Source organism: Streptomyces sp. F001, assembly GCF_004187715.1.
In the GTDB taxonomy this organism is placed as follows: domain Bacteria; phylum Actinomycetota; class Actinomycetes; order Streptomycetales; family Streptomycetaceae; genus Streptomyces; species Streptomyces flavusporus.
Genome location: NZ_QZWF01000001.1, coordinates 769,447 through 789,123, shown reverse-complemented (window position 1 = coordinate 789,123; position 19,677 = coordinate 769,447). Strand labels below are relative to the sequence as shown.

Annotated in this window: 16 protein-coding genes and 3 pseudogenes; 15 read left to right on the top strand and 4 right to left on the bottom strand. The window is 70.3% G+C overall.

What is annotated here, in order from left to right; all coding sequences use genetic code 11:
- Positions 1-13 precede the first annotated feature (13 nt).
- The gene (locus tag StrepF001_RS03620; protein ID WP_129796802.1) at positions 14-463 is read right to left on the bottom strand and encodes a DUF1931 family protein; all 450 of its coding nucleotides are present in this window, start codon (positions 461-463) and stop codon (positions 14-16) included.
- A gap of 697 nt (positions 464-1,160) precedes the next feature.
- Here StrepF001_RS03620 and StrepF001_RS49990 point away from each other — a divergent pair.
- The 3 pseudogenes from StrepF001_RS49990 to StrepF001_RS03600 all read left to right on the top strand — a co-directional run.
- A pseudogene (locus StrepF001_RS49990) lies at positions 1,161-2,292 on the top strand (hypothetical protein).
- Between the two features lie 238 nt (positions 2,293-2,530).
- Positions 2,531-3,064: pseudogene (locus tag StrepF001_RS03605) on the top strand (IS5 family transposase); the annotation flags it as partial.
- A gap of 182 nt (positions 3,065-3,246) precedes the next feature.
- Positions 3,247-4,131, top strand: a pseudogene (locus StrepF001_RS03600) (FUSC family protein); the annotation flags it as partial.
- On the opposite strand, the gene StrepF001_RS03595 reads toward StrepF001_RS03600, so the two are convergent.
- Complete coding sequence (locus tag StrepF001_RS03595; RefSeq protein ID WP_129796801.1) at positions 4,105-4,641, bottom strand: phosphate-starvation-inducible PsiE family protein; 537 nt, start codon at positions 4,639-4,641, stop codon at positions 4,105-4,107. The pseudogene StrepF001_RS03600 and the gene StrepF001_RS03595 overlap by 27 nt on opposite strands.
- Before the next feature lie 388 nt (positions 4,642-5,029).
- Positions 5,030-5,323 (bottom strand): hypothetical protein, encoded by a 294-nt coding sequence (locus tag StrepF001_RS03590; RefSeq protein ID WP_129796800.1) that lies wholly within the window; start codon positions 5,321-5,323, stop codon positions 5,030-5,032.
- Between the two features lie 191 nt (positions 5,324-5,514).
- Between StrepF001_RS03590 and rpe the strand changes: the two genes are divergently transcribed.
- The 12 genes from rpe to StrepF001_RS03530 all read left to right on the top strand — a co-directional run bounded on the left by rpe (position 5,515) and on the right by StrepF001_RS03530 (position 18,728).
- A complete protein-coding gene (gene rpe, locus StrepF001_RS03585) occupies positions 5,515-6,201 on the top strand; it encodes a ribulose-phosphate 3-epimerase (protein ID WP_129796799.1) in 687 nt (228 codons plus the stop codon).
- Between the two features lie 89 nt (positions 6,202-6,290).
- Complete coding sequence (locus StrepF001_RS03580; RefSeq protein ID WP_129796798.1) at positions 6,291-7,334, top strand: sugar-binding domain-containing protein; 1,044 nt, start codon at positions 6,291-6,293, stop codon at positions 7,332-7,334.
- Positions 7,335-7,691: 357 nt separating this feature from the next.
- Positions 7,692-8,030 carry a barstar family protein gene (locus StrepF001_RS03575; RefSeq protein WP_129796797.1) on the top strand — a complete coding sequence of 113 codons (339 nt, stop codon included), beginning with the start codon at positions 7,692-7,694 and terminating at the stop codon, positions 8,028-8,030.
- 107 nt (positions 8,031-8,137) lie between these two features.
- On the top strand, positions 8,138-9,583 hold the full coding sequence (locus StrepF001_RS03570; protein WP_165396176.1) for a GuaB1 family IMP dehydrogenase-related protein: 1,446 nt from the start codon (positions 8,138-8,140) through the stop codon (positions 9,581-9,583).
- A 144-nt stretch (positions 9,584-9,727) separates the two neighbouring features.
- Positions 9,728-10,123 carry a hypothetical protein gene (locus tag StrepF001_RS03565; protein ID WP_129796795.1) on the top strand — a complete coding sequence of 132 codons (396 nt, stop codon included), beginning with the start codon at positions 9,728-9,730 and terminating at the stop codon, positions 10,121-10,123.
- 234 nt (positions 10,124-10,357) lie between these two features.
- Positions 10,358-11,827 carry an amino acid permease gene (locus StrepF001_RS03560; RefSeq protein ID WP_129796794.1) on the top strand — a complete coding sequence of 490 codons (1,470 nt, stop codon included), beginning with the start codon at positions 10,358-10,360 and terminating at the stop codon, positions 11,825-11,827.
- Positions 11,828-11,837: 10 nt separating this feature from the next.
- Positions 11,838-12,290 carry an Lrp/AsnC family transcriptional regulator gene (locus StrepF001_RS03555; protein ID WP_129796793.1) on the top strand — a complete coding sequence of 151 codons (453 nt, stop codon included), beginning with the start codon at positions 11,838-11,840 and terminating at the stop codon, positions 12,288-12,290.
- 91 nt (positions 12,291-12,381) lie between these two features.
- Positions 12,382-13,536, top strand: a complete 1,155-nt coding sequence (locus StrepF001_RS03550; RefSeq protein ID WP_129796792.1) for an MFS transporter — start codon at positions 12,382-12,384, stop codon at positions 13,534-13,536.
- A 139-nt stretch (positions 13,537-13,675) separates the two neighbouring features.
- A complete protein-coding gene (locus tag StrepF001_RS03545) occupies positions 13,676-15,643 on the top strand; it encodes a nitrate- and nitrite sensing domain-containing protein (RefSeq protein WP_129796791.1) in 1,968 nt (655 codons plus the stop codon).
- A 7-nt stretch (positions 15,644-15,650) separates the two neighbouring features.
- Positions 15,651-16,031, top strand: coding sequence for a DUF742 domain-containing protein (locus tag StrepF001_RS03540; RefSeq protein ID WP_240797274.1), 381 nt, complete (start codon positions 15,651-15,653; stop codon positions 16,029-16,031).
- A gap of 164 nt (positions 16,032-16,195) precedes the next feature.
- Positions 16,196-16,984, top strand: a complete 789-nt coding sequence (locus tag StrepF001_RS03535) for a carbon-nitrogen hydrolase family protein (protein WP_129796790.1) — start codon at positions 16,196-16,198, stop codon at positions 16,982-16,984.
- Between the two features lie 46 nt (positions 16,985-17,030).
- A complete protein-coding gene (locus StrepF001_RS03530) occupies positions 17,031-18,728 on the top strand; it encodes an NAD(P)/FAD-dependent oxidoreductase (protein ID WP_129796789.1) in 1,698 nt (565 codons plus the stop codon).
- Here the strand turns inward: StrepF001_RS03530 and StrepF001_RS03525 are convergent.
- Positions 18,725-19,654, bottom strand: coding sequence for an LLM class F420-dependent oxidoreductase (locus StrepF001_RS03525; RefSeq protein WP_129796788.1), 930 nt, complete (start codon positions 19,652-19,654; stop codon positions 18,725-18,727). The genes StrepF001_RS03530 and StrepF001_RS03525 overlap by 4 nt on opposite strands.
- Between the last annotated feature and the right edge of the window lie 23 nt (positions 19,655-19,677).

The following is a 19,677-nucleotide window of genomic DNA, read 5'->3' as shown; positions in this document are numbered from 1 at the left end:
GTCCGGTCGACACTCACAACAGGAGGTCGAAGACGGCTCGAGCCTCGTCCCAGTGCTGGGGCTGGGGGTTCTTCAGGTCGGGGTGGAGGATCTTGAAGCTTTGGGCAAGGGCCAGGCTGAGTCCGCCGATGATGTCCGGATAGGCCGCCTCGGTCTCCTCGTCGGGCGGGCGGTCCAGAGCGGGGTGGGTGGCGAGCTGTTCAAGGATCGGCTTGAGTTCTAGTGCCTGGTCGATCTTCCGGAAGTGGTGAATGCTCTCCTGCAGGCCTTTCGTGATCGGTAGGTCACAGGTCCGGATGATGTCGCGCCCGTTGGCCTTGGCAGTGGCCTGGGCGACGGTCAGCAGGTCGTAGAGCTTGGCGTCGACGAAGTCGCTGTAGCGCTTGAGATCGTTCTTGTCGACGTCCAGCCCGGCGACCGCGCGGAAGAACCCCTCGAACCTGGCGATGGACATCACGGTCATGACGGCAACCTCCGGCTGTGGGCGCCGGGGTGGCTCCCGGCCCCCTGGGCTTCCCAGCCAGCCTGGCCGACGGGGGCGCGCGAACGCATGCGCATGTCGGGCCCAATTAGCCTCCCTGTATTGCCCTGCCAGGCCCAGGCGTCCGAGTGTCCGGGTAGTCGGACGGGCGTGTGGATCGAGAGCAGGGTGAACACCGCGTCGCGGAGCGACCCCACGTAAGGGGTGGCCTCCCAGATGCCGCTGCTGATGAGGCCGAACGCCGCGGTGGCGAACACGCCAAGGAGCGCTCGGGAGAGGCCGGAGAACAGCAGCCAGGGCCGGTTGACGCGTACCATCCCGCCAACCAGCCGCCCCGACGCCGGGCAGGACGTAGTGCTGTGCCTCGCAGGCGTTCTGGATCCTCCCGGGTGGCAGGGCTTTGCCGGACTCCGGCTCCCGGGCCCGGACACCGAAGCTGGGTGGTCGGTGGCGCGGCGTGCGGTGCGTGCCGGGGTCGTGCCGGAGCGGGTGTTCGCGGTGGCGCACGCGATCGTGGCCCGGTGGTGGGAGCAGGCCCTGTGCTGGGAAGACGAGGAGATCTTGCCGTACCGTCCGCACCTGCTGGCGGAGGCCAGCGTGTCACGCTGCGTCGACGTTACCTGGGCGGCATCTGTGGGCACTTGCGATCGCGGGGGCCGCCGAGGAGGAGGGCCCAGTCATGCGGGTGTCGTCTCAGGGCGTTACGGTCGTGGCTCTCCTGGCGGATCCGGACGCGCCGACGGAGATCGCGCAGCGCATGGCCCAGACACTTCCTACTCGGCTCGCCGACAAGTCGGGCCAGGGGCGACGGTTCGACGTCGAGGTGGTCAGTGAGCCCTTCACCTCAGGGACCGAGGACCCGCCCACCTTGATGCGCCGGATCATGGATCGCGGAAGTGCGGAGAATTGGGATATCGTCGTGGCCCTCACCGACCTTCCGCTGCACTCAAACGGGTGCAAGCTCGTTGTGAATCTGAGTCACGAACACGGCTTGGCGCTGCTGTCTCTTCCTTCACTGGGGGGCTTGCGGCTGCAGACGAGGGCCCGACGGGCCGTGGAAGAAGCCGTGCTCAGCCTGGCGGGTCCGCAGGCCACTGGGGCTGAAGGACGTCCGCAAAGTCAGCCGCTTCTGGGGCCCTTTGCCGGTCGTCTTACGCCTATTCATCCGAGCCCGGCCGGTGAGGAGGAGACCGCCGGTCTTCGGTACGTCGTCAGCGGGCCGGGCGGTTACCTGCGGGTGCTCGTCGGTATGGTCCGTGCCAACCGGCCGTGGCGGTTGGTGCCGGGCTTGTCGAAAGCCCTGGCGGCCGCACTCGCCACAGGAGCAGTCGCCACCCTGAACTCCACCGTCTGGAGCCTCGCTGAGGCCCTGAGCGCGCCTCGCCTCGTGATCGCCATGGTCGGATCTGTCGCGATCATGATCGGCTGGCTGATCGTAGACGCGCAGCTGTGGCATCGATCAGCAGAGGGCTCGCCGGAGGCGAGGCAGAGGGCGCGGCTCTACAACGCCTCGACGGTCGTGACCGTGGGTATCGGTGCTCGTCTGCTATGTGGGTTTGATGGTCATCAACTTGGTGTGGGCGCTGTTCATCCTCAACGACCGAGTGTTCGCTTCCATGACACGAACCCCGCTGCACGCCACGGAGTACTTGACGTTGTCCTGGTTCGTCGCTTCGGTCGCCACCGTGGGCGGCGCGCTGGGATCAGGCTTGGAGAGCGACGAGGCGATCCGGGCAGCCGCCTACTCCAAGCGCGAACAGGAACGTCGTCACACGCTCCAAGACGACCACGGTGACCAGCCCTCGAAGTGAACCGATACCGGCACAAATGGCTCCTGGACGCGCGTGCGGCATCGCCGCTCACCGCTGGCCGGCGTACCGGGAGTCCGCGCTACACGCGGCGGTCCTTCGGGCCAGCGCACGCCCGCTGAACCAGGGCCGCTCCCCCTCAGCCGGTGGGCGACGCGCACCAGGCCAAGGGGTCCTTGCAGAATGATCCTTTTGTGGCGCGGTGGAGATGTATGTGATCCCGTGCTTTGTGGGGGTGACCATGACGCGGCGGAAGCCGTGGGAGGTCAGCGACGAACTGTGGGCGGTGATCGAGCCCCTGCTGCCGAAGCATGAACGGCGGTTCCGCTACCCGGGGCGCAAGCGGATCTATGACCGCAAGACACTGCAGGGAGTGTTGTTCGTCCTGTACGCCGGCATCCATGGGAGTACCTGCCGCAGGCGTTGGGGTTCGGTTCGGGTCCTACCTGCTGGCGGAGGCTGGCCGAATGGCAGCAGGCCGGAGTGCGGGAACAACTTCAGCAGGTGTTGCTGGACGGGTTGCGGGCGGCGGACCGCCTGGACTTCTCCCGCGTCACTGTTGATGCCTCGTACGTGCAGGCCAAGCGGGGGCGCAGCAGCCCAAAAGTCGGTCCGAGTCCGGGTTGACCGTGCGCGACCGGGCTCGAAGCATCATGTGCTGACCGAGGCGCACGGCATTCCGCTGCGGGTGACGTCGACCGGCGGGCACCGCACCGACGTCATACAGCCGCTGCCGCTGGTCGACGGTGTGCCGCCGGTGCGGGTGGAGGTCGGCCCGGGGGCGCGCGTCCGCCGACCGCGATGCCGTCAGGAGGCGGCGCGGCCGACGCGCCCCGGCAGGGCGTTCCGGCCAGGCTCACATCCGTGAGGTGGCTGCGGACCTTCGGGGAGGTCGTGCGATCCGGGCTCACGATCGAGGAGGCGCGGCTGGAGCCTCTGCTCGCGCTGCGCACGGCTGCTGGGCTCGCGCTCGCCACCGGGATGGTGCGGGCCCTGGGCCCGGACGCCCATGTGTTCGGCGCGCTGGCGGTGGTCTCGGCGGCCCTGTCGTACACGCTGATCCGTACCGGCTACGCCTACTCCCAGTGCTTCACTGCCGCGTACCTCGTCTTCCTGCTCGGCATGGGCGGCCAGGCCTGGGAGCAGACGGTCCCGGAGCGGGTGGTGCTCACCCTGCTCGGCGGGGCCCTGGCAATGCTGGCGTACGTGGTGTTCCCCGCATGGGAGACCCCCCCGGCTGCCGGGCCGGCTTGCGGACTGGCTCGCCGCCAACGGCCGCTACGCGGCCGCAGTGCTCCGCAGCTACGCCGAACCGACCCGGGAACATCGCGCCGACATGCGCAGGACCCTGCTGGCGGGCAGGGAGGCACGTGCCGCCTGGCAGGAGGCCTACGACCAGGCAAGGCAGGAACCGGTCCGCCCCAGAGGTCTGACATCGCGGGAGGCGCAGGAGGCGCTCAAGGGACTCGACCGGGCGGCGATGCTCATGGAGAGCCACGTCCCGCGGGCCGACAGCCGTTTCGCCCCCCCGAGGCGGAGCGGTTCGCCGAGGCCTTGGAGGCAGACACCGCGCGGGCGGCAGTCGACGTGCGCGAGCACAGGAATCCGGACTGGGGACGCGTGGAGGAGGCGCTCCACGCGTGGGAGGGCGCCGCCGGGGACCGGAGCCCGGTGCTACGGCGCGAGGCGGAACTGCAGAAGCGGGCCCTGGAGGACCTCGCGGCAGCAGTAAGCCGCACACCCCTGGAACGGGACGTCGGCTCCGCTCGCGAGGAGCAACGGGTGCGGGCGGCCGTGGCTGCGGAAGGTGACGGATCAGGAACCGCGCACCGGGGTGGGTGACGGCTCCGGCGACGGGGAGCGCCGCGCCTCCTGGAGCGGGAAGTAGTCTCCCGGCCGTGTCGAGCGCCGCCACACGTACATCGCTGTCGCCATCACGAGGATCAGCCCCGCCAGGACGAGCAGTTCGATCCCTTCGACGTTCCACCGGAAGGACTTTTCCGCCTCAGCCGTCACGATGAGCACCTTGCGGATGCCGGCAATCAGGCCGACGACGAGGAACGGCTCCGCGTCGAGGGTCCGGTTCCTGATGGTGAGGCGGACGGTGTGGAGCAGCTCGGCCACGATGAACAGCACCAGGCTGCTGTCCAGGGCGGAGAGAACGACCGTCTCCTCGCGGTACGGCCCCTGGATCGACCTGATGACGTCATGGGCGACCCCGACGGTCAGGAGCCCCGCGAGCAGTACGAGGAGCGCCGCGACGACGAGGTGGATGCCGTCCTCGATGAGCTGTAGGAGGCCCTGTACCCGGCCGCCCTCGACCTTCGGGAGAATGGGTCGCACATTCAGCATGCTAGGGGCGCCCCGGCCCGCAGGCGCGGCGTGCTGCCGAACGGGTGGACGAGCGGATACCTCCCTGTGGTGGCAGCCTGAGGGAAGCGGCGAGGCGCGACGAGGCCTGCCCGGCGGCAGGACGAGAGTGTATGAGGCAGCCCGACGCGGACACGAACGGCAGGAACCTGCGGCTCGTCCTGGTCGCCGACCCGGGCCTGCCCTGCGAGATGGTCCGGGACCTCCCCCCTGGTCGTGGCAGGGGCGCCACGGGCGCCATGATGCTGGCAGCTTGCGCATGGCCTCCCACAGCGAGCGCGTCTCGCGGGCGTAGGAGATTGCAAGCAGGATCCGCATGCGGTTGCGTTGCCTTACTTCGGCTATGTCGTCGCCGGGTCGAGCACCCGCTTCACGTACACCGGTAGAGAGTCTGCTGGAGTACCGTCTGGTGCGGCAGGCACAGGGCGCTGAGGCCCGTCGCTCGATCGTTGTCCGACAGCATCTTGAGCGTGGCGGCGGGGCGCTCGAGCAGGATCGAATTCGCGCAACCCTGTCTTCCTCCCGACTCTTGGCGTCCATCGTCCTTGTGTAATGGAGGGCCGGGGCAGCCGTAGCGCGATTGGTCAAGGTCCTGAGACGAAACGAGGCCGACCACAAAGGAGACAACCAAGGAACCGCAGGTCAGGTCCTTGGCATTGGTCATTGGAAACGAGAACCTGCACCCCGCCTTCGCGGGGCCGGGGGCAGCAGCGCTCCGAAAGGGGCGCGGGGCCGTGACATATGCGGCTCCGCCGCGCGGGTGCGACCAGCCGCAGACGGCCCGCGCTGCTCCTGCAACCAATCCCACCCGACACCGATGACGCTCACCCCCGGAGGGCGTGGCAGGCTTGGGGCATGGCCGTGCAGATCAACCCCAGCATCCTGTCCGCCGACTTCGCGCGTCTCGCCGACGAGGCGAAGGCGGTCGAGGGGGCCGACTGGCTCCACGTCGACGTCATGGACAACCACTTCGTACCGAACCTCACGCTCGGCGTGCCGGTCGTGGAGTCCCTGGCCCGGGCGACGGACACTCCGCTGGACTGCCATCTGATGATCGAGGCCCCCGACCGGTGGGCACCCCAGTACGTGGAAGCGGGTGCCTCTTCGGTCACCTTCCATGTGGAGGCGGCCGCCGCACCGGTGCGTCTCGCCCGGGAGATCAGGGCCAAGGGCGCCCGCGCGTCCATGGCGCTCAAGCCCGCGACGCCCATCGAGCCGTACGAGGATCTGCTTCCCGAGCTCGACATGCTGCTGATCATGACGGTCGAACCGGGCTTCGGTGGGCAGGCGTTCCTCGACATCATGCTTCCGAAGATCCGCCGCACCCGTGAGCTGATCGGCAAGCACGGCCTCGAATTGTGGCTCCAGGTCGACGGCGGGGTCTCGGACGCAACCATCGAGCGGTGTGCGGAGGCGGGCGCCGACGTCTTCGTTGCGGGTTCGGCGGTGTACGGCGCCGCCGACCCGGCCGCCGCGGTGCGTGGCCTGCGGGCCAAGGCGGAGGCCGTGACGAAGCAGGCAACATGGGCGTGCGACCACTGAGCCACGGTTACGTGAACGGCGCCCGTCGGTCGTCGATCAGGGCTGATCAACCGCGCCGGATCTGCAAGGATGAACGGCGAATCCAGAGTGTGAACAGCAGTGAGGAGATCGCCGTGTCGGGTATGTCGGCGGGCCGGTCAGCCATGCGGATGGGACCCGCTGAGCTGGTGCAGGCGGCGGCCATGGCCCGCCGCTTCTACCTCGAGGGAAAGTCCAAGATCCAGATCGCTGAGGAGTTCGGCGTCAGCCGCTTCAAGGTGGCCCGGGTCCTGGAGACCGCCCTCGAACGGGATCTCGTGCGCATCGAGATCCGCGTCCCGGCCGAGCTGGACGCCGAGCGCTCCGACGCGCTGCGCGCCCGCTACGGCCTCAGGCACGCCGTCGTGGTCGAATCCCCGGCCGAGGCCGAGGAGACCCCGGATCCCGAGAACCTGGGTGAGGTGGCCGCCGACCTGCTCGGCGAGCTCGTCAACGAGGGGGACGTCCTGGGCCTGGCCTGGGGCCGGTCCACCATTCACATGGCCGCCGCCCTCGACCGGCTGCCGCCCTGCACGGTGGTGCAGCTGACGGGTGTGTACGACGCCGGGACCGCCGAGCGCGGCTCGGTGGAGGCCGTGCGGCGGGCCGCGCAGGTGTCCGGCGGTGACGCCCACCCCATCTACGCGCCGATGCTGCTGCCGGACGCCGCCACGGCGGCCGCGCTGCGCAACCAGACCGGGATCGCCCGGGCCTTCGAGTACTTCGACAAGGTCACGGTCGCCTGCGTCTCCATCGGCTCCTGGGAACCGGGCATCTCGACGGTGCACGACATGCTCAGCGACGAGGAGCGCGCGCACTACGCGTCCCTCGGCGTCGCCGCCGAGATGTCCGCGCACCTCTTCGACTCCGACGGCCGCCGGGTCGGACGGGACCTCGGCGAGCGGTGCATCACGGTCAAGGCCGACCAGCTCCGCCGTATCCCCGAGGTCGTCGCGATCGCCGGTGGGCAGCGCAAGGCGGCGGCGATCGATGCCGTGCTGCGCTCGGGGCTGGTCACCAGCCTGGTGACGGACACGTCCGCGGCCGACTATCTGATGGCGGCCGGGCCGACGCCGCGGCCCGCCCTGAACCGGGCCGACCCGGACGGGGCCTGATGTCAAGGCCCTGAGGGGGCGGCCGTGGCAGCATCGGCGGCATGGTGCTGCGGTTCGTCCCCCGGGTGTTGGCCTGCCTCTTCGCCGTCGGGGTTTCGCCGTCAGGGCGAAAGACCGCCCGCACGATCCGGTACGCTGCACGCCGTGCGTTGCGAGAACCAAGCGCGCACACTGTGCCGATCGAGAGCCAAGACGGCACACTCGAGCTTTGCTCAACAAACCAGGCAGGTTCCGTCCCGGCTGGTGTTGAGGGAGTAAGACCTTGCGGGTCGTCGGCCTGCGGGGCGTCCTGAGCCAGGAATCCCCCTGCTTTAGTTGGGGGAGGGTTCAATACGACTCGTTCAGGGCGGTACTGAGATGACGGAGCTCGTGGTCACCCTCGACCTCGACGGGGTCACGGACAAGGCCGGCCTGATGGACCGCTGTGCCCGGGCCCTTCAGCTGCCCGACTGGTTCGGCCGTAACTGGGACGCACTGGCCGACAGCCTCTCCGACCACGATGTCTGGCCCGAGGACGCCGTCGAGAAGGGGCTGCTGATCGTCGTACGGAACTGGCAGCCGTACGCGAAGGCGCGCCCACAGGAGTGGAAGACCGCCCGGGAGGTGTTCGCCCAGGCCGCGGACGTGGCGTCGGCGCTGACCGTGGCGCTCGCCCTTGGAGGATCCTCCGATGAGGGCTCTGACCAGCCTGGATGAAGTGACCGGGCATCGCATTCCGGCCGTCATGGGACAATGAAGTACGTGCTCTTCCCCCTGGCTGACCTGTCCGGGGGCCACCTCTGATCGACTGGGATGTGCAGCACGTGCGTTTCCTCAACGACATCCAGCCCTCGTACGACCTGACGTACGACGACGTGTTCATGGTGCCGAGCCGCAGCGCGGTCGGCTCACGTCAGGGCGTGGACCTCAGCTCCCCGGACGGCACGGGCACCACGATTCCGCTCGTCGTCGCCAACATGACGGCGATCGCCGGCCGCCGCATGGCCGAGACGGTGGCCCGGCGCGGCGGGCTCGTGGTCATCCCGCAGGACATCCCGATCGAGGTCGTCACCGAGGTCGTCTCCTGGGTGAAGAGCCGCCACCTGGTCCTGGACACCCCGATCGTGCTGGCGCCGCACCAGACCGTCGCCGACGCGCTCTCCCTGCTGCACAAGCGGGCGCACAACGCCGGTGTCGTCGTCGACGAGGAGCACCGCCCGATCGGTGTCGTCACCGACCGGGACCTGACCGGCGTCGACCGCTTCACCCAGCTCGAAGTGGTCATGTCCAAGGACGAGCTACTCCTGCTCGATGCCGGCATGGACCCGCGCGAGGCGTTCAACACCCTCGACCACCACAACCGGCGCTACGCCCCCGCTGTCGACGCCGACGGCAAGCTGGTCGGCATCCTCACCCGCAAGGGCGCGCTGCGCGCCACGCTGTACACGCCGGCCGTCGACGCCAAGGGCAGGCTGCGCATAGCGGCCGCCGTCGGCATCAACGGCGATGTCGCGGGCAAGGCCAAGCAGCTGCTCGACGCGGGCGTGGACACGCTCGTCATCGACACCGCGCACGGCCACCAGGAGTCGATGATCAGCGCCGTCAAGCAGGTGCGCGCCCTCGACCCGCAGGTGCCGATCGTGGCCGGCAACATCGTCTCGGCGGAAGGTGTGCGCGACCTGATCGAGGCGGGCGCCGACATCGTCAAGGTCGGCGTGGGCCCCGGCGCCATGTGCACGACCCGGATGATGACCGGCGTGGGCCGGCCGCAGTTCTCGGCCGTGCTGGAGTGTGCCGCCGAGGCGAAGAAGTACGGCAAGCACGTGTGGGCCGACGGTGGGGTCCGGCACCCGCGGGACGTGGCGATGGCACTGGCCGCGGGTGCGTCCAATGTGATGGTCGGCTCGTGGTTCGCGGGCACGTACGAGTCGCCGGGCGACCTCCAGCAGGACCCCGACGGCCGCTTCTACAAGGAGTCGTTCGGCATGGCCTCCGCGCGTGCGGTGGCCAACCGCACGTCGGAGGAGTCGGCGTACGACCGGGCCCGCAAGGGGCTGTTCGAGGAGGGCATCTCCACGTCCCGCATGTACCTGGACCCGGCCCGCCCCGGCGTCGAGGACCTGATCGACTCGATCATCGCGGGCGTCCGCTCCTCCTGCACCTACGCCGGCGCCGGCTCCCTCGAGGAGTTCGCCGAGAAGGCCGTCGTCGGCATCCAGAGCGCCGCCGGCTACGCCGAGGGCAAGCCTCTGCACGCCAGCTGGAACTGACCCGACTCCCTTCCGTACGGCCCCCGTTGACCCGTCCGCCGGGAAACCGGGGGCCGTTCGTATTCCACGCGCAGTGTCTTGCCCGGCAGCAGGCGAGGGTCAAGCCCTCTTGACGTCAAGGAGCCTTGACGCGAGCCTGGGGTCATGACGACACCGCAGGGCATCGAGCCGCAGTACACGCTTCTGACCGCCGTGACCCGCCTCGACGAGTTGCGCCGACGTGAGTCGCTGGCCGGGGCCGGCAGTGACGAGGAGGCCCTCGACCGGGCCGAGCTGCTGGAACTTCTCGCGCTGAGCGAGGTCGTGGCCCGCAAGGCCGCGTACGGGCGTCAGCTCACCGTGCGCGCCGCCCGCGAGGCCGGCGCCTCCTGGTCCCGGATCGGCGCGGCGCTGGGTACCAGCAAACAGGCCGCCTGGGAGGCGCACACACGCTGGATCGACGCCCAGGCCGAGGCGTACGGAAAGCCCGGCCAGATGGGCTTCGACGCGTCGGACGCGGCCGAGGCGCGGGCGGTGGCGGGAGGCCCGGACGAGCTCTGAAACGGTGTTCGCGCAACGGTCGACAGCAGCCGTGCAACGAACGCTCACACCTTCCCGATGAACGCAATGATCTTGCGGGCATACGCAAGGTTGCTGCATTACAAGGGCAACGTCGCTGCTCATAGGCTGTCGCCTCGTACGTGGCGTGGCGGGGACCCCGCTCGGTGGGTCCCTGCTCGAAGGGGTGCCGCCGGTCCCCGTCTCCCTGACCGGCAGCGATGAAGGAGCCAGCGCGTGCTCGACCAAGGCGCACCCCCGCAGAACGATCGCCAGACCGCCCCGCCGTCACCGGGCGTCGCCGCGCGCCTGATGCGTCGTAAGCCCGTCGAACACCTGGTCGCGGAGGGTGGCCAGGGCGAGGGAGGCGCGCTTCGGCGCTCCCTCGGGCTGTGGCAGCTCACCATGATCAGCATCGGTGCCACCCTCGGCACCGGTATCTTCGTCGTCCTCGGCGACGCCGTCCCCGAGGCCGGCCCCGCGGTCACCCTGGCGTTCGTGATCGCCGGACTCACCGCACTGTTCTCGGCCCTCTCGTACGCCGAGCTGGCGGGCAGCATCCCGGTCGCCGGTTCCTCGTACTCGTATGCGTACGCAACGATGGGCGAACTGGTCGCCTGGATCTGCGGCTGGTGCCTGGTGCTGGAGTACGGCGTCTCGGTGGCCGCTGTCGCCGTCGGCTGGGGCGAGTACCTCAACGAGCTGCTCGACGGCACCATCGGGGTCACCATCCCGTCCGCCCTGTCCTCGGCGCCCGGTGAGGGCGGCATCATCAACCTGCCCGCCCTGATCGTCGTCCTGCTGGCGATGGTGTTCCTGCTGGGCGGTGCCCGTGAGTCCGCCCGCGTCAACACGATCATGGTCGCGGTGAAGATCGCCGCCCTTGTGCTGTTCTGCGCGGTCGGCTTCATGGGCTTCAAGTCCGGCAACTACGCCGACTTCATGCCGCTCGGCATGGCGGGCGTGAGTGCCGCGGGTGCGACGCTCTTCTTCTCCTACATCGGCTTCGACGCCGCCTCCACCGCCGGTGAGGAGGCCAAGAATCCCAAGCGCGACCTGCCGCGGGCGATCATGCTGTCGCTGATCATCGTGACCGCGCTGTACGTGCTCGTCGCGGCCGTCGCCGTCGGCGCGTGGAACTGGACCAAGTTCGAGGGCTCCGACGCCTCGCTCGCCGCGATCATGAACGACGTCAGCGGCCAGACCTTCTGGGGCACCCTGCTCGCGCTCGGCGCGGTCATCTCCATCGCGAGCGTCGTCCTCACCGTGCTCTACGGCCAGACCCGCATCCTGTTCGCGATGTCCCGCGACGGCCTGGTGCCCAAGGCGCTCGGAAAGATCCACCCGAAGACCGGCGCGCCCCGCCTCAACACGGTGATCGTGTCCCTGTTCTGCGGTGTGCTCGCGGCCCTGATCCCGCTGGGCAAACTCGTCGACGCCACCAGCATCGGCACGCTGTTCGCCTTCGCCCTGGTCAATATCGCGGTGATCGTCCTGCGCTACCGGCGACCCGAGCTGGAGCGCACGTTCAAGGTGCCGTTCGGCCCGGTTCTGCCGATCCTGGGCTTCGCCTTCTGCGCGTACAACATGTTCAGCCTCGACACCGTGACCTGGGTCGTCTTCGGGTTCTGGATGGCCGCCGGTCTCGTGTTCTACTTCGTGTACGGCTACCGCCGTTCCCGTCTCGCCGCAGCAGAAGTGAAGTGAACCACCCGCAGTGCTGAACGATCTCGACGAACGCATCGTGCACGCCCTCGCCGAGGACGCCCGCCGCTCCTACGCCGACATCGGGCAGCTCGTCGGCCTGTCCGCGCCCGCCGTGAAACGGCGCGTGGACCGGCTGCGCGCCACCGGTGCCATCACGGGCTTCACCGTACGGGTGGACCCGTCGGCGCTCGGCTGGGAGACCGAGGGGTTCGTCGAGATCTACTGCCGGAGCAACACCTCGCCGGAGATCATCCAGCGAGGGCTGGAGCGCTACCAGGAGGTCGTGGCCGCGTCCACCGTCACCGGGGACGCGGACGCGATCGCCCAGGTCTTCGCCTCCGACATGCGACACTTCGAACGGGTCCTGGAGCGCATCGCGGGGGAGCCGTTCGTGGAGCGCACCAAGTCGGTGCTCGTGCTGTCGCCGCTGCTGCGGCGCTTCTCGTCGGGGTCGCCGACATAATCGGTTGGCCGTGCGGGCGCGGCCCTCTAGCATCGATGCCATGACCTGGCGACATTGAGTCTCACCTCAAAGCGAGCCCGGCGTCCGGCGGTTGACCGCCACGCTGTACGGCTACGCGTTCCTCGACGAGTTCGTCCTGCTCTACCCGCTGTACGCGCTGCTCTTCAGCGACACCGGTCTGACGGTCGGGCAGATCTCCTTCCTCTTCGCGCTGTGGTCCGTCACCGCCGTCGTGCTGGAGGTCCCCTCCGGCGCCCTCGCCGACGCCGTCTCCCGTCGGCTGTTGCTGTGGCTCGGCCCGCTGCTGACCGCCGTCGGCTTCACCCTGTGGGTGCTCACGCCGTCGTACTGGGCGTTCGCGCTCGGCTTCGTCCTGTGGGGCGTCGGCGGAGCGCTCGGATCCGGCGCCCTGGAGGCGCTGGTGTACGAGGAACTCGACCGGCTCGGTGCGGCCGACGACTACGCGCGTGTGATGGGCCGTGCCCGTGCGGCGGGCCTGGTGGCGGTGATGGCCGCGATGGGACTCGCCGGGCCGGTGTTCGCGCTCGGCGGCTACCCGGCCGTGGGCGCGGCGAGCGTGCTGACCTGCCTGCTGACGGCGGCCATGGCGAGCCGGTTCCCGGAGCACCGGTCGCCGACGGCCGGGAGCGAGAGCTGGGCCGGCACCCTGCGTTCCGGGCTCGCCGCGGCCCGGACCGACCGGCCCGTGCGGGCCGCGCTCCTGCTGGTCGCCCTCGTCGCCTCGGTGTGGGGTGCACTCGACGAGTACACGCCGCTGCTGGTGCGCGACACCGGCGTCCCCGGCTGGGCCGCTCCCTACCTGCTCCTGCTGATCTGGGCGGGCGCCACGGCCGGGAGCCTGCTCGCCGGTGCGGGCGAACGCCTGGGCCGGACCGGGTTCGCGGCGTTGCTCGGGGGCTCCGCACTGGCCCTCGCGGCGGGCGCCCTGGCGCGGACGCCGGCCGGACTGGTGCTGGTCGCCGTCGCCTTCGGCGGGTTCCAGCTCGCGAACGTGCTGGCCGACGCCCGGCTCCAGCGGCGGATCGACGACACCGGGCGGGCGACCCTGACATCGGTCGCGGGCCTGGGGACCGAACTGGCCACGGTCGCCGTGTTCGGCGGCTATGCGACGGTCGCCTCGTCGACCGGGCACAGCACGGCGTTCGCGGTGTTCGGGCTGCCGTATCTGGTGACCGCGCTGGTGATGGCGGCCGGGGGAACGGAGCGCGGGAGGCGTAAGCCGTGAGGCAGGGGTGGCGCCGATGACCATTGCGGTCCGCGGCGCCGTCCCGTAGGTTGTGCCGCGGCTTTGCTACCGGTGGGTAGAACCGGTGGGTAACCGACTGTGTCCAACCGTCCGATCGTCCTGTCGCCCTGGGGAGACCATGCGCCGGCCCATCGGCCGTCCCACCACCGTGCGTGCCCGGATCGTGGCGCTCGCGGTCGCGCCGGTGATCGCTCTGATGATGCTGTGGAGCTTCGCCATGTGGTCCGTCACCGGCGAACTGCGTGCGCTGATCCGGGTCCAGGGGGTCTACGAGGACTTCGGCACACCCGTGGACACGGCCATCGGGCAGATCCAGATCGAGCGGCGGCTCTCGGCCGCGTACCTGGGCGCCGGGCACCGTACCGACACCGCCGTGGACCTCCTGGAGCAGCAGCGCCGCACCGACCGTGCGGTGAGCGCCATGCGCGACGCGATCCGGGACGGCGACCGCGACCGGCTCTCCGCGCGGCAGCGGCAGGTGCTCGACGCCGTCGTGGACTTTGCCGACCAGCTGGAGGCGCTGCGCCAGCGGGTGCTGTCCCGGGACATTTCCTGGGACCGTGCGGTGAGCGAGTACAGCACCCTCGTGGAGCCCGGCTTCGACGTCCAGTCCGCGCTCACCGCACTGCAGGCCGGGCAACTGGCGCGGGAGGCGCAGGTCGTCATCGAGCTGGTCCGGGTGCGGGAGTTCGTCTCGCGCGAGGACGCCCTGGTCGCCGGGGCGCGTGCCGCGGGCACCCTCACCGACCGGCAGTACGACACGCTGACCGCGACCATCGAGGACCGCCGGGTCTTCGAGCGGACCTATGTGCCCGACCTGCCGTCCGACTCACGGGCGCTGTTCGAGGAGTTCCGACGCGGCGACCTGCACCGGCAGTTGACCGCGAGTGAGGACGCCCTGCTGCGGGCCGGAGCGGACGACGCGGGCGAGGCCGTCGCGGCCGGCTCCTGGCGCACCACCACCGACCGGGCCGTCAAGCGGTACATGCTGCTGTGCACCGAGTCGGCCGTGAACTCCGCCGACCGCGGACGGGCTTTCGCCTACCGGGAGTTGGCCAAGGCGGTCGCCGTCGGTGTGGTGGGCCTCGCGGCCGTGGGCCTGTCGCTGTGGCTGGCAGTGCGCGGCGCCCGGCGCATCTCCCGCCGGCTGGAGACGCTGAGGGATGCCGCCGATCTGCTGACCGCACACCAACTGCCCGATGTGATGGAGCGGTTGAGCGCCGGAGAGGACGTGGACGCCGCCGCCGAGGCGCCGCCGCTCGCCGACGGGGAGGCGGGCGACGACGAGATCGGGCAGGTCGGCCGGTCCTTCAACGCCGCACGGCTCGCGGCCGTCGAGGCCGCCGTCCGGCAGGCCGCGCTGCGCCGGGGCATGTCCGCGGTGCTGCTGAACATCGCCCGGCGCAACCAGGCGCTCGTGCACCGGCAGTTGAAGCTCGTCGACACGCTGGAACGGCGGACCCACGATCCGGACGTCCTGGAAGAGCTGTTCCGCATCGACCACCTCACCACCCGGATGCGACGCCACGCGGAAAGCCTGATCATTCTCTCCGGCGCGGCACCCGGCCGCCGATGGCGGCGCCCGGTGCCCCTCGCCGACGTCGTGTCCTCCGCGGTGAGCGAGATCGAGGACTACGCGCGCGTGGAGGTGCCCCCGATGGAGCCGGTGGGCGTCGCCGCGGACGCCGTCGCGGACGTCGTGCACCTGATCGCCGAGCTCGTCGAGAACGCCACCATGTTCTCGCCGCCGCACACCCGGGTCACCATGCGCACCGGGCGAGCGGCTCGCGGCGGTTTCGTGCTGGAGATCGACGACCGGGGCCTGGGCCTCGCCGCCGACCAGCCGGCTCAGGCCCATCGCACCCTCACCCGCCCCGACGACTTCGACCCCACCCGGCACGACCGGCTCGGGCTCTACGTCGTGGGCAGACTCGCCGCCCGGCACGGCATCCGGGTCACCCTGAGCGGATCGCCGTACGGCGGTACGACGGCGGCGGTGCTGCTGCCGGAGGGGGTGCTCGCGTCGCTGGAGGCGGAGGAGGCCGACACCGCCGTACGGTCGGCCGCCGGCACCGACGATCCCTGAGCCGGCCGTGACCGACGACCACTGGTACGAGGACGAGACCGGATCGATGGTGCGCCCCTACATGGTGACGCGCGGCCGGACCAGGCCCTCCGGCCGTCACACGGTCGACCTGATGTCGCAGGTCACCTCAGTGGAGGCGGACGAGGGACGGCCGGGCCTCGACCACGCCCGCGCCTCGCTGCTCGACCTCGTGCGCCGTGGCCCCCGGCCGGTCGTCGAGCTCGCCGCCGACGCCGACCTGCCCCTGACCGTCGTACGGGTGCTGCTCGGCGATCTGGCCGAGGCCGGTCTGGTGCGCATCGACGAGCCGCGGTGGCCGGCGGCGGGCGGACCGGCCACGGACCCTGAGCTGCTGCGGGAGATCGTGGCGCGGCTGCGCGAACTGTGACCGGCTCGCCCGGACCGGGCCGTGCAACGAATCGCCGCCACGCCCCGAACGGACGCAACGATCGGCTCACCGGCGCGCAACGGCTCCTCCTTGTCCCGTGGAACCCGCCGCCCGTACCGTCTACGTGGCCCCCACACTCATCCCCGTACCGGTGAGGATCACGCATGCGCACCGCCCTGCTCCAGAGCTCCGGCCGCCCCGGCTCGACCGTCGAGAACCTCAAGGTCCTCGACGAGGCCGCGGGGCGCGCCGCCGCCGCGGGCGCCGCGCTGCTGGCCGCGCCGGAGATGTTCCTGACCGGCTACGCGATCGGCGACGACATCGCCCGCCTCGCCGAGCCCGCCGACGGCGATGCCGCCGACGCGATCGCCGACATCGCCTCCCGGCACGGCCTGGCCATCGCGTACGGGTATCCGGAGCGCTTCTCGGAGGCGGTGTACAACTCCGCCCAGCTGATCTCCGCCGACGGCACCCGCCTCGCCAACTACCGCAAGACCCACCTCTTCGGCTGCTTCGAGCGCGACCACTTCACCCCGGGCGACCAGCCGGTCGTCCAGGCCGAGCTGAACGGCCTGCGGGTCGGCCTGATGATCTGCTACGACGTGGAGTTCCCGGAGAACGTCCGGGCCCACGCCCTCGCCGGCACCGACCTGCTGCTGGTGCCGACCGCGCAGATGCACCCGTTCCAGTTCGTCGCCGAGTGCGTCGTCCCGGTACGCGCCTTCGAGAACCAGATGTACGTCGCGTACGTCAACCGGGTCGGCCAGGAGGGGGAGTTCGAGTTCGTCGGGCTCTCGACCCTCGCCGGGCCCGACGGGATCGCCCGCACCCGCGCCGGGCGCGGTGAGGAACTCGTCCTCGCCGATGTCGACCCCGCTTTCCTCGCCGCTTCCCGCGAGGCGAACCCGTACCTGAAGGACCGCCGCCCCGGTCTCTACGGGTCCCTCGTCTGAACCCCCAGCTTCCCCCAGCACTTCCCGCGCAAGGAGTCCGTACCCCATGACGTCCACCGTGCCCAACGCCGTCGAGCACGCAGACGAGCAGCAGCCGCCGATCACCATGTTCGGTCCGGACTTCCCGTACGCCTACGACGACTTCCTCGCCCACCCGGCGGGCCTCGGCCAGGTTCCCGCGACCGAGCACGGCACCGAGGTCGCGGTCATCGGCGGCGGCCTGTCCGGCATCGTGGCCGCGTACGAGCTGATGAAGATGGGCCTCAAGCCGGTCGTCTACGAGGCCGACCGGATCGGCGGACGGCTGCGGACCGTCGGCTTCGACGGCTGTGACCCGTCGCTGACCGCCGAGATGGGCGCGATGCGCTTCCCGCCGTCCTCCACGGCCCTCCAGCACTACATCGACCTGGTCGGACTCCAGACCCGCCCGTTCCCCAACCCGCTGGCCGAGACCACCCCGTCCACCGTCGTCGACCTCAAGGGCGAGTCGCACTACGCCGAGACGATCGACGACCTGCCGCAGGTCTACCGGGACGTGGCTCAGGCCTGGAACAGGTGCCTGGAGGAGGGCGCCGACTTCTCCGACATGAACCGGGCGATGCGCGAGCGCGACGTCCCGCGCATCCGCGAGATCTGGGCGAAGCTCGTCGAGAAGCTGGACAACCAGACCTTCTACGGCTTCCTCTGCGACTCCGAGGCCTTCAAGTCCTTCCGGCACCGCGAGATCTTCGGCCAGGTCGGCTTCGGCACCGGCGGCTGGGACACCGACTTCCCCAACTCCATCCTGGAGATCCTGCGGGTCGTCTACACCGAGGCCGACGACCACCACCGCGGCATCGTCGGCGGTTCCCAGCAGTTGCCGCTGCGCCTGTGGGAGCGCGAGCCGGAGAAGATCGTGCACTGGCCGTACGGCACCTCGCTGGCCACGCTGCACGAGGGCGGTGAGCCGCGCCCGGCCGTGACCCGTCTGCACCGCACCGCCGGCAACCGGATCACGGTGACGGATGCGAACGGCGACATCCGCACCTACCAGGCGGCGATCTTCACCGCCCAGTCCTGGATGCTGCTGTCGAAGATCGCCTGCGACGACTCGCTCTTCCCGATCGACCACTGGACCGCGATCGAGCGGACCCACTACATGGAGTCCTCGAAGCTGTTCGTCCCGGTCGACCGGCCGTTCTGGCTGGACAAGGACGAGGAGACCGGCCGGGACGTCATGTCGATGACCCTCACCGACCGCATGACGCGCGGGACCTACCTCCTCGACGACGGTCCCGACAAGCCCGCCGTGATCTGCCTGTCGTACACCTGGTGCGACGACAGCCTGAAGTGGCTGCCGCTGTCCGCGAACGAGCGGATGGAGGTCATGCTGAAGTCGCTCGGCGAGATCTATCCCAAGGTCGACATCCGCAAGCACATCATCGGCAACCCGGTGACGGTCTCCTGGGAGAACGAGCCCTACTTCATGGGCGCGTTCAAGGCCAACCTGCCCGGCCACTACCGCTACCAGCGGCGCCTGTTCACGCACTTCATGCAGGACCGGCTGCCGGAGGACAAGCGGGGCATCTTCCTCGCCGGCGACGACATCTCCTGGACGGCCGGCTGGGCCGAGGGCGCCGTCCAGACCGCGCTGAACGCGGTCTGGGGCGTCATGCACCACTTCGGCGGCACGACCGACCCGGCCAACCCCGGCCCCGGCGACCGCTACGACGAGATCGCGCCGGTGGAACTCCCCGAGGACTAGATCCCGGCCGCTCGCGCCCTCTCGTACACCTGGGCGGCGACGTCCTTGAGTTCCTGGGCGTCCCGCACGGTGGACTGGAGGTCGAGGAGGATCTCCTCGAGGCCGACCTCGGCGTGCGCGACCAGGTCCTCGACGATCTGGTCGACGCTGCCCTGGAAGGGACTGCGGTCGGGGCCGTCGTACGCCGCGGTCGTGTACCGCGGGTTCACCCGCATCACGGTCCGGATCGGCTCCTTGCGTCCGCGCTCGGCCGCCAGGTCCTGCAGCTGACGCCACTGCGCGGCCACGGCCTCGGCGCCCATGCCCACCGGCATCCAGCCGTCGGCGTGGTCGACGAGGCGGCGTCGCGCCCTCGGGGTGTTCGCTGCCAGCAGGATCGGGATCGGCCGGGCCGGCTTGGGGCCGACCACGGCCGAGGCGATCTTCGTGACGCGCCCGTCGTACGACACCGGGTCCGCACCCCACACCGCGCGGCACACCCCGATCAGCTCGTCCAGCATTTGCCCGCGCTCCTCGAACGGCCGCACCGAAGCGGCCGCGTACTCGTCGAGGGACCAGCCTGTGCCGAAGCCGGCGACCACCCGGCCGCCGCTCGCCGCGTCCAGCGAGGCCAGTGCCTTGGCGAGCTGGAACGGCACGTGCAGCGGCGCCACCAGCACGCTGGTGCCCAGCTCGGCACGCTCGGTGGCCGCGGCCGCCAGGGTGAGCGTGACCAGCGGGTCGGCCACACCCCGGTAGGAGTCGGGCCAGGGGAGTCCCTCGATGCCGTACAGGCCCTGGGTGGCGGGCTCGGGGAACAGAGCCCGCTCGTACACCCACAGGCTGTCGTAACCGGTCCTCTCGGCGGCGCGCGCCACGTCGGGCACGTCCCGTCCGAGGTCGTACTGCCTGTTCTGCGGGAGGCCGAGTCCGAGGCGGGTCGCCATGCTCTGTGCTCCTTTGCAAGAGG

Coding starts and splice junctions, on each gene's coding strand:
- StrepF001_RS03535 (WP_129796790.1), top strand. CDS start 16,196: ATGCGCACCGCCCTGCTCCAGAGCTCCGGCCGCCCCGGCTCGACCGTC.
- StrepF001_RS03620 (WP_129796802.1), bottom strand. CDS start 463: ATGACCGTGATGTCCATCGCCAGGTTCGAGGGGTTCTTCCGCGCGGTC.
- StrepF001_RS03565 (WP_129796795.1), top strand. CDS start 9,728: ATGACGACACCGCAGGGCATCGAGCCGCAGTACACGCTTCTGACCGCC.
- StrepF001_RS03575 (WP_129796797.1), top strand. CDS start 7,692: ATGACGGAGCTCGTGGTCACCCTCGACCTCGACGGGGTCACGGACAAG.
- StrepF001_RS03595 (WP_129796801.1), bottom strand. CDS start 4,641: ATGCTGAATGTGCGACCCATTCTCCCGAAGGTCGAGGGCGGCCGGGTA.
- StrepF001_RS03525 (WP_129796788.1), bottom strand. CDS start 19,654: ATGGCGACCCGCCTCGGACTCGGCCTCCCGCAGAACAGGCAGTACGAC.
- rpe (WP_129796799.1), top strand. CDS start 5,515: ATGGCCGTGCAGATCAACCCCAGCATCCTGTCCGCCGACTTCGCGCGT.
- StrepF001_RS03545 (WP_129796791.1), top strand. CDS start 13,676: ATGCGCCGGCCCATCGGCCGTCCCACCACCGTGCGTGCCCGGATCGTG.
- StrepF001_RS03590 (WP_129796800.1), bottom strand. CDS start 5,323: ATGACCAATGCCAAGGACCTGACCTGCGGTTCCTTGGTTGTCTCCTTT.
- StrepF001_RS03530 (WP_129796789.1), top strand. CDS start 17,031: ATGACGTCCACCGTGCCCAACGCCGTCGAGCACGCAGACGAGCAGCAG.